Source organism: Candidatus Omnitrophota bacterium (genome assembly GCA_028715965.1).
GTDB lineage: Bacteria > Omnitrophota > Gorgyraeia > Tantalellales > Tantalellaceae > JAQUQS01.
In genome coordinates, this window is record JAQUQS010000025.1 from 1 (window position 1) to 18048 (window position 18048).

The window sequence follows — 18048 nt, forward strand, 5'->3', positions numbered from 1 at the left end:
TCTTAACGATTCGGTTATAAGGATATCCGCGGACAACATGTCAGATGTCATCGCGGTGGCCGATCTCCGTAATTACGGTGAAGCGTATTGTAACGTTTCGCTGGCCACGCTTTACGCCTCCGGACCCGTATGGTTCGATAATATCCGTGTGATGACCTCCGTCATGGACCTGGACAGTTTTACTCCGGTATGGGGGGCGGGCGATGTGCCGATGGAGAGCGGTGTATGGAAAGAGAATGACGGGTGGATAACTCAGGAATTTACCACGAACGACAGTAATGTCCAGAGACTTATGGTCCCCGATACGAAGATGGACGAAGGCAGTGTGGAGGTCAATGTCCGGTTTGACCGTTATGAATCAGGTGACAACTGTGCATACCTTTATTTCAACATGGATGACAGGGGTAACGGGTATGTGGCCATCCTCAAGTACGACGGCGATGCGGGCACGGATTACATTCAGCTGTACGAGGTCAACGGATGGGCTCTGGGAGACAGTTTAGGGAATGTTGGCCTGGGCGGCTATGGTATAGTTCCCGACACCACGTATACGCTTAAGGTCGTTCATACGGATTCCGATGCTGATCCGACAAAGAACCCCGTAGTTGTAGTGTACCTGGACGGTGTAGAGAAAATACGTAGGCAGAACGTACAACACAGGGGAGAGAGAATAGGCGTGGCTACGACCAGTACGGCGATACCGGTGTCCTTCTCCGGGCTTAACGTGGCTGACCAGTCCGGTACCCCGATAGCCGCGGCCGACCTCGTGGACCTGGTCGCTGGTGTTCCTGAAGGTACCTTCGTTCCGGTCTACGGTGGAGTATGGGGATATGCGGATGACGGAGAAGGAAATATGACGTACGTACAGATGGCCTCCGATACAAGCAATGTTTATTACAAGTCCGTGATGTGTGTGACCCCGACGCTGGACGGAGAGATCAGCTATAGCGTAAAGATGGATCACACGACAAGAAGTGACGAAAAAGCACTGATGTATTTCCGTATGTCCTCGGACGGCAAGTTCGGATACGTGGTGAATATGCAAAGTAACGGATATATATACCTTAATGAGGTCAGGGATGGGAGTATAAGTACGGAACTGGCGAATTATAACCTGAATACGCTGATACCCGGATTTTCCGCGTTTGATTACCATGACATGCTCATAACATTTGACGGCGCCAGCATTTCAGTATCCGTGGACGGGATGTCGGACATTCTTAAGACCAACGACCTTAGCTTCTATGGTGAGGACTATTCCAGTGTTTTTGTCGGCACACAATATGACAACTCTCCTATATGGTTCAAGGATGTAGTGGTAGCTTCCGGCGTGCAGTTCAAGGACAGTATGAGCGAAGGGTTCTCCAATCCATATACGCCGGACGCCGGGGCCTGGCGAATAGATGACGGTTACGCCGTGCAGATGAGCAAGGAAGCGTCGCGGTACCTTATGGGATCCACTTCCGTGAACAATGGCACCATTTCCACAAAGGTGAAATTCGACGCCAACAACTCAAGTGGTGATTGCGCCACGTTCTATTTCCGTATGGACGATGATCTGAACGGGTACCTGGCAAGCGTGCGGAGTGATGGGTATATCGAGTTGTACAAGGTCACCAACGGCTGGGTCACGGGCGACCGTATCGGTGGTATGAGCATAAACGATATGTATTCCAACGTATGGTATGATCTGGTCATTGAACTTAACGGCGACCAGATCACGTTCAAGGTGGATGCCGACAATGACGGAGCGTACCAGGCAGACGAGACTCTCACCGCGACCGACAGTACATATTCCGGGCCTGGTATGATAGGGATAGGTACCCGTAGCCAGAGCGACGACATATGGTTCTCGTCGTTGACCGTATCCGAGAACGGCATGACTTATGACCCTGTGACACAGCTTGAGTCTGTCCCCAGGCTTTCCATGAGGGATTATAAGGGAGCATGGGCGGCCATGGATGACGGTACGGGGAATGTGGCGTATGTCCAGAAAGCGTCGGATGACGCCAACGATTATTATCAGTCGTACGTGAACGGGGCCGGCCTGGTGGACGGAACGCTGGGTATACGTATCAAGATGGGTGACAACTATGAAACAGATGATGTCGCGTATGTCTATTTCCGCATGTCGTCCGATTATAGGAACGGCTACGCGATGGGATGGAAAGGCAATACCCTCTATTTGTATCGCATAAACAACGGTGTATATGAATCTATTACGTCCGTTACCGCCAAGGCCGACATGTCGAAGTATCATGATTTCATCATATCGCTTGATGGGGAGAATATATCCATATCGATGGACGACCAGACGGACCTTATCGTGCGGAGTGATTTGCGTTATTATGGGGAGGACTATGCGGACGTGGGAATGGGGACCTATTCCGCGATCACACCGGTATGGTTCGACCATCTTACCGTAATGGGTGGCACTCCTGTGACCGACACGTTCACGCAGTCCGACGCGGTAAGCGGTATGCCGGTCGGCGGCAGATGGGTGGCCGAGGGAGACTATATCTCCCAGGTGACCGACACGAGCTCGTATTATATGGTGCCCGACAGTTCTGTTAAGAACGGGACTATCGACACCACCATGAAGTTCTCCGAAAGGGAGACGAGTGGGAACGTGGGTATTGTGTATTTTCGCATGGATGAGGGCAGGAACGGGTATGCCGCGCTGGTCCGAGGTGACGGTAATGTGTATATATACAGGGTCACTAACGGTGTTTTGCGGGAGGTCTTGGCTTCCGGCGATCTGGGTCAGATATACGTAGAGACAGATTATTCAGTCAGGGTACAACTGGTCGATGGAAATATACGGTTATATGTGGACATTAACAGGAACGGTCTTTTCGAGGACAACGAATACCGCGAATGTGTCGATCATACTTTCACCGACGCCGGTATGGTGGGGCTAGGAACGGATAATGTGGATTACCCGCCCCTAAGCTTCGGCCCCATAACTACTTCGGAATCCGGGACATTCGACCTGTCTGAGATCTATTCTCAGGTACCACGGGGTTCGATATTGTGGACATCCGGAGGGGACTGGGAATACATGGATGACGGGTCGGGGAATATGGCTTATGTGCAGACATGGGGTGATAACAGTAGCGCATATTACAGGGCAGCTGTGAAGGGGGCCGAACTCACCGACGGTACGGTCCGGGCCAGGGTAAAAATAGATGCCAATTATGATGGCAACCACGATTCAGCTTACCTGTACTTCAGGATGAGCGATGATATGCTGTACGGTTACGCGGCCTGTATACGGGGTGACGGCAGGCTTTACCTGTACAGGGTAACTAACGGTGGGTGCAGTGAGCTGGCCTGGGTGGACCTCAATGGACAGATATCTGATTACGACCCGTTCGAGTACCACGAGATTAAGATATCGCTGGACGGCGCCAGTATATCCATATCGGTCGATGGCGTTAGCGATCTGATCGAACGCGAGGATTACGTTTATTTCTTCGATAATGTGGGTATAGGGACGCAGTACGCTACTTCACCGATATGGTTCGATGATATCGATGTTATAGGACCTGTTTATGCCGCGGAGGACTTCGGGGCTTACGAAGGCATGGACGCGCCTATATACGGCGGTCGTTGGGTGGTGGACCAGACGAGCGGTAAGGCCACGCAGACGTACAATACTTCGTCGATGTTACTGTTCAACGATAGCGAGGTCGGTGACGGCACGATCTCCACGACGATCCGGTTCGGTTCAACGGCTACCGATAACCATGCTGTTGTATATTTCCGCATGGACGAGAATAATAACGGATATGCGGCTGATTTCTGCACCAATGGCGCTATGTACCTGTATCGCGTGGTCAATGGCGTCATAATGACCGGGACATCCTTAACAAGTAAGGACTTTGGCAGCTTTAGTACGGTCGGGGTCGATTACCTTATTAACATAGAGCTCGACGGTGAGAATATCACCATCAAGGGAGACGGTAACAATGACGGCAGTTTCAGCGCCACTGAGACGCAGTCGCTGGTGGACTTCACACATACCGGTGGCGGGATGGTAGGTATAGGCACACGTGGGAACTCGGCGCCGATATCCTTCGGTGACGTACAGGTGCCGGGGAACACTTATGATCCCGTTGACGTCGTTAATAGCATACCTGTTAGATATCCGGTGGCGGTAGTGGGAGACTGGGCTTTCATGGATGACGGCAGCGGCGACTACTGTTACGTGCAGAGGAGCGTGACTGACAACACATGTTTCGCCGTACTTAACGGTATTACGGCCTCTACGGGCGATACTATCCAGACAGATTTCAAGTTCGACGGCACGGGCGACAATTACGCTTATCTTTATTTCGGCATGGATGACAACAACAACGGGTATGCCGTGCAGGTCAGGAGGTCTGGTACCAGCCTCCTCCTGCGCATATATACAGTGGTAAAGGGTGCCGTGAGCTCTTCGCTTTCAGGCGAGGTAACGTTGAGTAATATCGATCTCAGTGATTTCCATACCCTGACGGTGGAGCTCATAAACGATTCCGGCAACACGCAGATCAAGGCCTATGTGGACGGTTACTCTTACTCCAATTATGCCCAGACCACTTCCTCGGTAAGCGGACTAATTACCGGTATGATGGGTGTCGCCACAAAGAACACAAAGACGCGCACCTGGTTCAACAATACGGGTGTCGTGGACGAGGTCAAGTTCTCCGATGGCGAGGGGACATCGGATATAGACGGGTTCACCCCGGTGGACGGGACGTGGGTGTTCGAGGACGGCGTGCTGAAACAGACCGAGCGTTATACGGATATCAGCGGTTTGCAGGAGTTCGACGCGATAAAACTTGATGGGTATGATTTCGGCAGCGGTTCGGTTGACGTCAATATCGTGCTCAACAAGGACGCTCATATAACCTCAACCGACCCATCGGCGTGCGTAGGGTTCCGTATGGATGCTAACGGTAACGGCTATATGGCCTATATAGACAAGGACTACCTGAGGATATACAGGACATATGACAACTTCAACAATTGGACCCAACTGGCGAGTATTACGTTCGATGCCGATCTGATGTATGGGCAGGGATACGACCTGCATGTCGAGGCGTATGATGATGTCCTGCGGGCCACCATGAACGGACAGACAGTCACGGTCGATATATCCAACCACAGCGTAAAACATGATAGCGGCGACGTATGGATGATCTCCGGATACGCGAACGGCGGGAATTCTCCGGTGGTATTCAGTGATATATTCGTCGAGAACCTCTATCCTGACTATTCGGAGGAATTTACCGCCTTTAAGGGGCTTGAGCATATCTACGGTGCGTGGTCGCTTGACGACAGTTGCTACAAACAGACCGATACGGTCGATCCCTCGATCGCCGTTCTGAGGGATTTCATGCTGAAGGACGGGTACTTCGGTGTGGATGTCAGGCTGAGCGGTACTACGACAAGCGATGAGGCGGTGCTATATTTCAGGGTCTCTGACGATTACAGCACTGGTTACGCCGTTAAACTGAGACGCAACGGGACTGATACGGCGCGTCTCAATATATATACTTTCACCGGTGGCATAAACGGTACTTATACGCGCGTGACCGGCACTTCCGAGATATCGTTGAGCGATATATACATGAACCAGTGGAATAAGCTCGAAGTGGAATTCAGCGGTACCGCGATAAACGTATACGTGAACGGCACACGCTATTACAAAACTACCGGGACCATTACCGACGCGGGCATGGTGGGCATGGGTACGGTAGGGACCTCGGCGCCCGTTTATTTTGATTCGGTCAAGTCTCTGGGATCATTGTTGTACGAGGATTTCCAGCCCTCGGCCGGGGACACTTTGCCCGTTGATTTCGTTCTTTCCGGCAGCGGAGATGCTTTCCTCCAGAACGAAATAAGCACTTCCTGGTACGCGGTAGATCTTCTTATATCCATCCCGATAGGAGAGGGTGTAGTCTCCGGCGCGCTGGACGCGGTCGACCTCGTGAACGGTACCCTGGATCTGGGAGACCTCAAGGTCAGTTATAACAGCAGTACTACAATGCGATTGGACGGGGTGACATATACCCCGGAACAATTCAGGACAAAGGTCCAGGAACTCCAGATGAAAGGCTTTGTCGTCCGTTTGGCTAATGAGGAGACCATCAATAAATATCCCGACGACAAATGGATATTCAAAGACAACAATTGCGAGTTTTTCTCCGAGGTGCCCAGCGGGACCGTGTTGACAGGCTCGATAGTGGGCGCGGTCAATGCCGTAATGAACACGGTCACGATAGGAGGCCAGAGCATAAGGATGGCCAGCGGCCAGACCATACGGCTTTACGACATGTACGGGGACTATGAGAACATTACCCTCGCGCAGCTACTTGCCAAGCTTAACGCTGTCGAATCCGAAGGACGTAAGATCGAGGTGTATAGCGGCGCGGCTACCATAGTGATGACCGACAGCGGGTGGGAATGTACGTCGTCCCTGCTGCTGCGCGTGACAGAGCCGCGGATATTTATTGAGGACGGGACGCTGGTCGATGACGCCAACGCGGCCGCCGGCACAATAAAGGTGAACGGCCGCGACATCAAGATGAACGAGGAAGGGTATACGCTGCAATGGTACGACGGCGCGAATTACGTGACCATATCCCTTACCGACCTTAAAAACTATATAGATATTGCTACGGCCAACGGCTTGTGTGTCGAGACATATTATTACGATATAGATGCCCGTGACAGTGAAGGGACCTGGGTCAGCCTGTCGTCCACGCTCCGGTTCAGGATAGCGGGCGGTGGGATACGTATCAACTCGGGGTCCTTACTCGTGGACGTCGACACAGCATCACGTACCGTAGATATCGGCGGGCAAAGCGTCACCATACCGGACGGCAAGACCATATACTGGTATGACAACGGTAACCAGACCATAGACATAAGCACACTTAAAACGCGCCTGGAGGAAGCTGCCTCCAACGGTCTATACGTGGAGGTCTCAAGTTCGCCCAACATAATGCAGGACGAGCACGGGAACTGGTTGGTGTATGACAGCTCCATAACGTTCAGGCTGGCCAGTATGACCCCGCAGTTCAACACGGGTTCTCTTGTAGAGTCCATAGACAGTTCGCTGGCTACGATCACCATAGCGGGCCAGGTCATACATATGCCATCGTCGTCGTATACGCTCCAGTGGTATAACGGGTCTACGTACGACACCGTGACACTTGCCCAGTTGAAAGACCGCATAGACCAGGCCCAGGCCAACGGCATGCAGGCTCAGGTCTATTACAGCAACCTCTCCGTCAAGACCACCACGCAGGGGATTGAGTTCACCTCAACGTCGCTTCGCTTCGCTCTTGTGGACATCGGGGCGTATATATCGGCCGGGTCCCTTGTGACGTCCGTCGACGCTACAGGCGGTATCATAAGTATCGGGGGAGAGGCCGTCCATGTGCCGGGATCGTCCTATACCATATACTGGTACACCGGCGAGAATTCATACGAAACGGTTTCACTCTCTACCCTGGCGGCCAGGATAGCGTCAGCACAGGCTTCGGGCGACGTGGTCGAGATATATTCATCCAATCTAGAGACCTTCATGAACTTTAACGGATGGCAGTTCAAGTCCACTAGCCTTAAGTTCCGAGCGGCCAAATCCACGGCCCAGATAACGCCGGGATCCATGGTTTCGTCGGTCAACGCCGCTACCAGAGTGTTGACGATAGGCGACCAGACCATGACCATACCATCTTCCGGCTGCACTATACGCTGGTTCAATGGCACTCAATACCAGACTATTACCGTCGAGGAACTCAATACAAAAATAGCCGAAGCGCACGCTGCTGGACGAAATGTGGAGGTATACAGCTCGAATATAAGCGTATGGAACACCGCTACAGGGTACGAGGTGTCGAGCAGCACCATAAATTTCCGTGTAGCAGAATCCACCGGCACCATATCGGCGGATTCCATCGTAAGTTCAATTGACGCCACGGCGCGCACGATCACAATAGGAGGCAAGGACCTCCACGTGGGGGATAACGTTACCTCCATACAATGGTATAACGGACTTGCTTATGAGACCGTAGACCTGACGGAACTGGCCAGCCGTATAGCCGAGGTGGAAGCGGCTGGCGGCAAGGTCAAGCTCATGTACAACAGTATCGACGTGCGTAACGCCTATGACGGTTCGGGGTGGCAGATAGTCCCCTCTACTATCCGGTTCTCGGCCAACCTGGGGACCCTTACCGTCCAAACCGGATCAAAGCTAGAGGACGTAGACGCCGACGCGCAGACGATAACCGTGGCCGGCAGGGCGATATCCCTACCATCCAGTTATTACCTGCGGTGGTATAACGGTTCCAGCTACGATACGGTCACACTTGCCGAGCTAAAGACACGGCTAGCCGCGGCGCAGGCCGGAGGGAACGGCGCCGAGGTATATTACAATAACCAAGCCGCCGTGCAGACGGATGACGGATGGGTGTACAGCAACGGTTCATACCTGTATTTTACCGAGACCCTCCCAACATCCAACGTGTATAGCGGGTCCATACTGGAGGATATTGATACTGCTAACGGTACGTTCACTATAGGAGGGCAGGAAATAAAGGCCCCCAGCTCGAGCTATACGATACAATGGAACGACGGTATCACCACGACCAACATCACTATGGCGGCTCTGGTACAGAAGCTCACCGAAGCCGAGTCGGCGGGCCGCACAGTACGCCTTAACAGCAACTATTCGATGACGTGGAGTGCCGACGGCTGGAGATTCAATACAACCAGCATACTTTTCAGCGAGTCGTACGGTCAGGCCACGGTGAAGGTCGGCTCCCTCCTCAGTGGTGTGGATGCCACCGGGCTTTCATTCGATATAAACGGCCAGACCATAAACCTGCCGCCAAGTTACGCCCTGCAGTGGAACGATGGATTTCAGACAACGAACATCAGCATAGCCCAGCTCGTCACGTATTTCACGCAGGCTTCGGCACAGGGGCGGAAGGTAGAGGTCTATTATGATTTCGGCGTGAACGGTATAGGGGATGAATGGACGGCGGTCAACGGCGCGACCGTGCGTTTCCGCGTAGCCGCGGGGTCCGCCACGATCAATTCCGGATCGTTGCTACAGGACGTCAACCTGACGGGGTCATACATTACCATAGGCGGCCAGAACGTCTATATGCCAGCCAGCGGTTGTACGTTGAAGTGGTACACGGCGTCGGGTGAGTCCACTATATCCCTGTCCGAACTAAAGACGAAACTTACCGAGGCCCAGACCGGTAACGTGACGATCAGTACGTACACCGATTTTACGACCTCATTCATCAACGGGCAGTGGACGGTGACCGCCTCCACCATCAAGTTCACGGAGATATCCGGTGGTGCCACTCTGAAAGTGGATTCCGTACTGACTGGTGTGGACGCGGATGCCGGTACGGTGACCATAGGGGGACGTACATACTCGTTCGCGACGGGCGCCAGGACATATTTCTATTCCGGTCCGTATTATTATAGTTTCACCGAAAGAACGCTCGCCGATATCGAGACTCTCCTTGACGAGGCCCAGGCGCAGGGCAAGACCCTTAAGGTCAATTACAACAACGCGGCAACGGTCTACGAGAACGGCAGCTGGGTGATAACCGGCAGCCTATACCTGAATTACAGCGCTTCGTCGACCATTTATTTCTCCACGGACAGCCTTCTTGACGGTGTTGATCCAGACGCCGGTACCATACAGATCGGCGGGAATGTGGCCAACCTCCCGACGGGGACTTATTATATCCGGTGGTATTACGGCCCAGGGTCATACGATTACGCCGATGTTACCCTGGCCGAACTGGAAGTGCTTCTCAACGAAGCGCACTCGGCCGGCGATATGGTCGAGGTAAGGAATGATATCGATTATACTGTGAACGGTGATACCATTCAGATCACCGAATCATACCTCTATTTCAGGGCGCTATCCGGATATTCGACATATTATTCCGGGTCCGTCATAAGCGGGGCGGACGATACGTCCAACGCGCTGACGATAGGCGACGACGAAGTGCGGGTCGACAGTTCGCGCACCGAAATACGCTGGTATGACGGGTCTACCTACGAGACGATCACGATGGCAGAGCTGGCAAGCCGTATCGATGATGCCCAGACGGCCGGAGAGATAGTCCAGATGTCAAACAACTGCAGCGTATGGCGTAAGGACGGCGAATGGCTGGTAGTGGACTCATATATACAGGTAGGTATCCAGGGATTCAGCGGGTATGTGGATGCCGGCAGTATAGTTTCGGCCATTGACGCGGAAGAACGTACTATAACCATGAACGGGCACGTATATCATATACCGGAGAATTACGCCAACACGATATACTGGTACCCCGAGGACGGGAGCTCCGGTAGCGCTGTTACGCTGGCACAGCTTCAGGCGGAGATGGACGAAGCCGCCGCCGCGGGCAAGGCCGTAGAGATATATTCCAACAATATCCCGGTATACCTTGACGGGTCCGAGTTCAACATCGGCAGCTACGACCTGCGTTTCCGTATCTCGCCCGAATCTTCCAGGCTGATGACCGGCTCTATCGTGGAATCCATAGACACGGTGGGAAACAAGATCACAATAGGCGGGGAAGAATACGAGCTGTCGTCTACCACGTACTATTACTGGTATGAGAACGGCTCTAATTCCAACATAACGGCCGATGTTTTTGCCCAGAAGATCGCTGACCTGGAGGCGGCCGGTGGTGAAGTGGAGGTCGCATACACCGACATAGACTATATCATGCTGGACGGTGTCCGGAAGCTGACGGACTCTTACCTGTATTTCGGCGAGGTCGGGACTTCTTCGCGTCTTGAGGTGGGGACCACTATCACCGAAGTCGATGCCACAGGATATACCATGACGACCGGGGGCGGGTCGATAAAGCTAATGGATAACGTAATAGTCTACTGGTCTGAACCCGGGCAGAGCAATGTGCAGATAACCCTGGCCGAACTGGAAGCCAAGATCGCGGAAGAAGCGGCCAAGGGAAATGTAGTACAGATGACCAATAGCATGAACATAGTGGAAAAAGGGACCGGATGGGAGAGCGCGTACCGATATCTTTACATCGGGACCACGGGCGCGATGACCAGATACCTTGAGAGTGGTTCCGACCTGAGTTCCGTGAACGTGAGCGACCGCGTAGTTACCATAGGAGGACAGGATATAAAGGTGGCGGATGGATGCAGCGTAAGGGTGTATAACGGGGCCTGGGAATACGATATATCTATGACCCGGCTGTCCGAGATATTGTCCCAGATAGAAGGAGAAGGAAAAACGCTCAGGGTCTATTATGACGAGAACCTTGATGCTGTAAGCGGCTTTGACGGCTATACCGCTACCTCGTATCTGCGTTTCAATGTGTATGACGCGACCTCGTTCAGCAACTATTTCACGAATGGGAGCATACTCGGCGATGTGGACGCGAGCGAAGGTACCATAACCATAGGAGGGCAATCCCTCCTGGTGCCTGAGACGGCCACGATACGTTATTATAACGGGACCGCGTATGAGACCATTACCATCGCGGAATTGGCCGCCAGGCTCGCCAGCGATACCGCCGCCGGTGATACGATAGAGCTTACTGCCAGCTTGTCTTTCGTGGACAACGAGGGGGTACTTGAGGTCACAACGAGTACATTGAATTTCGCCAAGACCAGCAGCCTGTCCTATGTCTACATGTACGGAGGGCTTGACAGCGTAAATGCCGGAGGCAAGAGCATTACCGTGGGTGGTGTGGAGATAAAGCTTTCCGGCTTGACCAAGGTACACCTGGACGGCGTAGAGACCACCCTGGCCGCCTTGTCGACATATCTTGCGACACATCAGGTGGCCACCGGTACGTCCTACCTGGCCGACAAGAGGATATTCATGCGTAGGACTGGCGGGGAGTGGACTTATGTAGACGGGATATTGGACCTTCATACTACCGAATCCAAGGAAAACGCGTATGCCGATTCGCTTAACGGTACAATAACGTCGGTCAACGCCGCGGCCCGGCAAATAACCGTGGGCGGTACGGTAATAAACGTTCCCGCAGGGTTCACGGTATATGCCGACGGTGTCGAAGTAACGTTGTCACAACTCGAGGCGTTGCTTTCGGAGAACTCTTCGGCCGGCGCGGTGACATGGGTAGAAACATTCAGGGCCGAAAGGACCGGTAGTATATGGACGGCGGCCGGCACCACGACAGTGCTGAGGATAAATACGAAAGATGTCAACCAGTATCTGGGAGGGACCATCAGCGGCGCGGACGCTTCCGCGGGCACTATTTCCATCGGGGGTATCACCGTACAGGTGCCGGGGTCCACTGTACTTATGTTTGACGGCAGACAGGTCACGCTGGCTGAATTCGCAGCGAAACTCCAGGACAACACGGATAACGCCGTCTACACGGATCTTTATAGTACACTTGCGATACGATCCAAGGACGGAGCATGGACGCTTGACGGGACCGATTCATTGATGATCAGGGCAGTTTCACGTACGATGGTCTTCCGTCCGGAAGGTAACATAACTTCTTTTGACGATACGGAGAACACGGTGACCATCGACGGAAATGAAGTGTACATAACGGACGGCCCGGGACTGACAATATATTTTGACGGGCATCAAATCGGGAGGGATGAACTAGCGGCCCTTATAAGCGCCAGTGAGGCTATGGGGGCGCCGGTGCGCATGGAATCGGGCGAAGTGCGTTTTTGCGCCGACGGTACCATGTCGCTGACGTCATCGGTCGTGTATTTCCGGACGATGGCGGACGTCCAGAACTACTATACGGCCAAGGTGGACAGCATCTCCGTCGAGAATAACACGATAACGGCCGGAGGGCGTACCATAAGCGTGCCCGAACGCTTTACGTTCTATCTCAATGGCCAGACATATTCCCTGGCGGACATGACCCAGCTATTGTCATCACAGTCCGGAAGCGGGCTTGAACTTTGGCTGAACTCGGCCTATATCTGCCGTACGCCGGACGGCTGGTCGGCATATACCGCCTCATCCAACCGTTTGAACTTCTATGTGAAGGGTAATCGCCAGGACAGTTTCACCGGTGCCATCGAAGATATGGATTTCACGAACGGCACTGTTACGGTCAACGGTAAAGAGATACTTCTTACCGGTAAGTACTATCTTGACGGTACTTCGGTGTCCGAGAGCGATTTCCTCGCATGGAAAGCTCTCGTGGAGTCCAGCGGCGGGGAAATATGGACCAGTAGCCAGGACATTGAGCTTACCGGACGCGGTTGGGAGTCCACGGATGGATATCTGCGCTTTGTGACAAAAATGGAAAAACTCTCGAGTGTATATGGCGCGTTGGAGACCGTGGACGAGGCCAACGATACTTTAATGGTGGCCGGTATCAGCGTAAAGGTCCCGGATGGCGCCACGATATCCTGTGACGGAAAGACCGTTTCTTTCGCGGAGCTGACAGCGATAATGGCGGCCAATACGGCAGCGGGTGGATATACGCGTCTGGAGGGGCAGGCGCTTATCAGTATAGACGGCGAATGGCGTTTCAAGTCCACCACGATAACTTTCAAGAGCATGATCGCGAATTGTTCCAGTTTCTACGGCACGGTAGATGCCACTTCGTCGTCGAACGGAACAATAACGGTGAACGGCAAGGTATTGTACATACCGGAAGGCGCCACGGTAACATTGGATGGGGTCACTATAGATCTCGCGGGGCTATCAGCGGCTATAGAGGAAGCGTTGAACGTCACAGGGGCGGAAATATGGCTTAACGGAGACAACCTTGTCTACAAGGACGGGGCGTGGTATATATCCGATACCAGTATCGATCTCGTGACCAAAAAGTGCAACATAAGCTATTTCGCGGGCCAGCTGGAAAGTGTGGACATATCATCGGGTACGCTTAGGATAAACGGGATCGATGTACTGCTGGGCGGGAAAAGCATAACCATCGACGGGCGCCAGGTGGACGTAGAAGAGCTTGCCACGCTGTTGGCGACCAACAACGCCATGGGGGCCGTAACGTGGCTGGGGTCCGCGTATAATAACGTGAGCTTCGTGGGAGATTCTTATACTTTTATGCAGAACCTGACGTTCACGACGCAGTACAACAACATGGATTCCTTCTCCGGGCTCGTAACATCCGTGAACGCCGACAACCGCACGCTGACCGTGAACGGGTTCACGCTCAATGTTCCATCCGGGGTGACCTTCAGCATGAACGGGACCACCATCAGTATGGATGATCTTGAGACATTGTACGCCACGAACACTGCCGCGGGGATAGAGACCGGCATAAGCGGCATGTCGCTTACTTATAACAGTTATGGCTGGCAGGTGACGTCCAGCAGTGTAACGGTACTCTTGCAATACAACAGGCAGACGGCGTTCAATGGCCAGCTCGGACAGGTGAACGTATCTGGCGGAAGGATACTGATAGACGGCAAGACGATACGGATACCGTTCGGGAAGACCATAACCGTTGATGGGGCCAGTGTTTCTCTGGCCGAACTTGCCCAGGCTCTCGCGGACACGATCTCCGGTGGCGGCATATTGTGGGCGGAAAGTTCCAAGATAGGTATGACTTCCACGGGATGGGAGCTCCTTGATTCCTCGCTCGCTTTCTCTACGCGGATGAACTACCAGACCGGTTTTACGGGCGGGATAACGGCAGTGGATGCCGCCAACGGCACCGTGACCATAGGGGATAAAGTCGTTTCTGTAGCCCCTGGCGCCACGGTAACCTTAAACTACGTGCAGGTATCGCTTAGCGAACTGGGGTCAAGATTGGCCACGGCCGGCTCGGAGGACATACTGTTGTGGCTGGGGTCAAGCACGATAAGGGAAACATCCGACGGGTGGACGTTCACGGGGAACATAAGCATCGAGACGCGCTCAAGCCACCAGGCCGTCAGCAACGGTACGCTGTCCTCGGTCGACGTGGAGAGTGGGACAATAACATTCGGCGGTTATGTTGTCAACGTAAAGCCCGGGGTCACTATACGCGTGGATGGTTCCGACGTCACCCTTGAAGGATTGAAGTCGATATTCGATGCTAATATCGCCGCTGGATTTACGTCGAGGGTCTCCAGCACTCATATACGTATGGAGACGGATGGATGGGAATTCGACCGTAACAGCGTAAGCTATGTGAATTTCGAGACCAAAAGCTCGCTGCAGTATAACTTCACCGGTGTGTTAACGGATGTGGATGCGGATAACTATACGATAACTGTGAACGGATGCCAGATAAACATAGCCGGCAGGACCCTTACCCTGGACGGGGTATCGGTGTCCCCATCGCAGGTAATAGCGGCACTTAACGACGCTTCCGCGAACGGTATGCTGATATGGCTTAACACCATCAATATGGCGCAGACCACTACTGGCTGGAACGCCACTTCATCCTATGTGCAGCTCGTGACACGATCCGCGCAGGCCACGAATTGGCAGGGGGCGGTTACTGCCGTCGACAGTACGGCCAGGACGGTCACGATAGATGGGAACGTCATAAACATACCAGCCTCTACGACCGTAAAGCTCGACGGTAAGACTATGTCACTTGCGGAACTTTCTTCGGCACCTTACGCGTGGCTTCTTTCGTCCGCGGTCAAGTATGCCTCTGACGGATGGGTGTTCACCGCCAGTGAGGTGCAGTTCCAGACCAACTATAACATCCAGAATTCCTTCCAAGGCCGGCTTTCCTCGGTGAACATTTCCGGCGGCAAGCTGGTGATAGACGGCAGGGAGGTGGACCTTGGTAGCGTCAGCACCATAAGGGTCGATGGGTCGACCGTTTCAATGAGCCAGCTCTCGGACCTGTTGAGCAGCACATCGTCCGCCGGATGCATACTCTGGATGAGCGCCACGTCCATCGCCTCGACGGATGACGGGTTCTTCTTCAAGAACACCAGTCTGGATTTCACCATAACGAAGAATATACAGACTAGCTACAGAGGCATATTGAGTACCGTGGACGTGTCGGGCAGGCATATAACCATTAATGGGAGGCAGATATATCTGCCGACCTCGGCTACAATACAGCTTAACAGTACAACAGTGACCCTGGCGGCGCTGGAGACGGCGCTATCGTCCGCTGGCGCGGAGAACGCCGCTATACTCCTTTCCAGCACTACCGTAAAAGAGACGGCGGACGGCTGGATGTTCACGGGGAACATCGCACTGAACATCACAAAGGGTACGATGACGAGTTTTGGAGGGGAGATAACCGCGGTGGACGCGCCCAATTGCCGCATAACCGTGAACGGGCTCCAGATCAAGCTTCCGTCAAATTCCATAACTTACGACGGCCAGACCATATCACTTGCCGAACTTGCGGAACGCATAGTCGCCAATACCGCGGCAGGGGCGATAACCTGGTTCTCGCCCAACACGATATCGTACACCACGGACGGCTGGATATTCTCGAACACCTGGTCTACTCCGAGTGCCGCTACGAAGCTCCTTGATTGTTCTAATGTTTCAGGCCCGCTTACCGCGGTGGACGCCATCAACGGGACCATAACCGTCAACGGTATGACGCTCGCGGTCGAGGCCTCGGGCGCGACGGTAAGCATGGACGGACAATCCGTATCACTTGAAGAGCTCGCGGCCATACTCAGTCTTAACGAGGCTGTCGGCGCGCTTGTCGTTGTCAGCAATATCTCATACAAGCTGTCGGGCGGGGATATATTACTTACCTCCACCTCGCTTGCCTGTACCACAAAGAAGATAAGGGTGACCACGCTTAACGGGGACGTGGGCTCCATGGACACGGATGCCCGTGAGATCGAGATAAACGGCGAAACCTACTATATAGCCGAGGGGGTAAACCTTTATCTGGACGGGAACGCGATAACACTGGAAGAATTGGCGCAGAAGGTGTTGGCCAATGTCGCGGCGGGATACGGTGTATGGCTTCAGTCCAGCAATTATATGGAGTTTCTCTACATGGAGGGGGTATATACCGCCGTAGGGACTTATTCATCGAACGCATTGTATTTTGTCACCCAGGAAGCCCATGTTGATAACTTTGACGGGTTCTTACAGTCCGTTGATACGTCTGGTGACGGGGGGTTTGTGGTCGACGGACTGGATTTCGCCCTGCCGGAAGGCTGCACGGTAATGATGGACGGCGTCGCGGTCGACCTGGCTACATTACGGGCGAAACTTATCGCCAACCAGTCGGCAGGCCTTCTTACCAAAATGTTGACAGTGAATATCCACAGGGACGCGGTAGGGTGGTTGCCGGAGACCACGGTCATCGAGTTCGCCACGATGGGCACATACACAGAGCTTATTAAAGCTCTTGTCACGGGCGCGCTGACCTCTCCGTCGGGGGATTACGTGCTGATAGAGATAGACGGCATGAAGGTCCGCATAACGGATGATACGGTCATAGGGTCAGGGCTTACGAAGGAAGAGTTCGCCGCGGTGATACGTGTGAACATAGATACTGGTTACTTCAGTATTGTTAACGCCACATTGACCAATTACGGTTCAGATGAATGGGTGGCCGTATCGATAGATATTGCCAAGACCACATCCGTACTCGGATATGAGACCTTTAGCAACATACGGACCACGGTCCTTGGCATGACCATGACGGGAGATGATACGGCTACCATAAGTTATTCCGGTACCGAATACAAGGTAACAGCAGATACGACCATAACCGATATAGACGGGAACCAGCTGTCCGCCATAGAGCTATATAACCTCATGCAGATAAATGACGGGCTGTATGTGGATATAAACGTTTACCGTACCGCGGAAGGTCCGTTCATAGACAGTATACATATAGTCCTGGACCTCGGCACGATATTCACCCAGACGGGGCGCATAGACTCGATAAATGTGGACGGCCAGGCCATTTTCGTGGAGGGCACGGAATATCATCTCTCGGAGGATAGCACCATAATCAATGGCGATGGAGAGCGCATATCGCTCGCGGAGCTCAAATCGCTCATGGATATCAATAATGTTTATTCCGCGGACACGTACCTTAGTATAACCAGCTCGATATTGCCGGATGGCAGCGTGCGCGCCGTCAC

At 53.3% G+C, this 18048-nt stretch carries 1 protein-coding gene; it reads left to right on the forward strand.

Translation table 11 applies throughout. The features are described from left to right. The coding region (locus PHH49_07875) for a hypothetical protein (GenBank protein MDD5488855.1) at positions 1-18048 on the forward strand (18048 nt) is incomplete at both ends.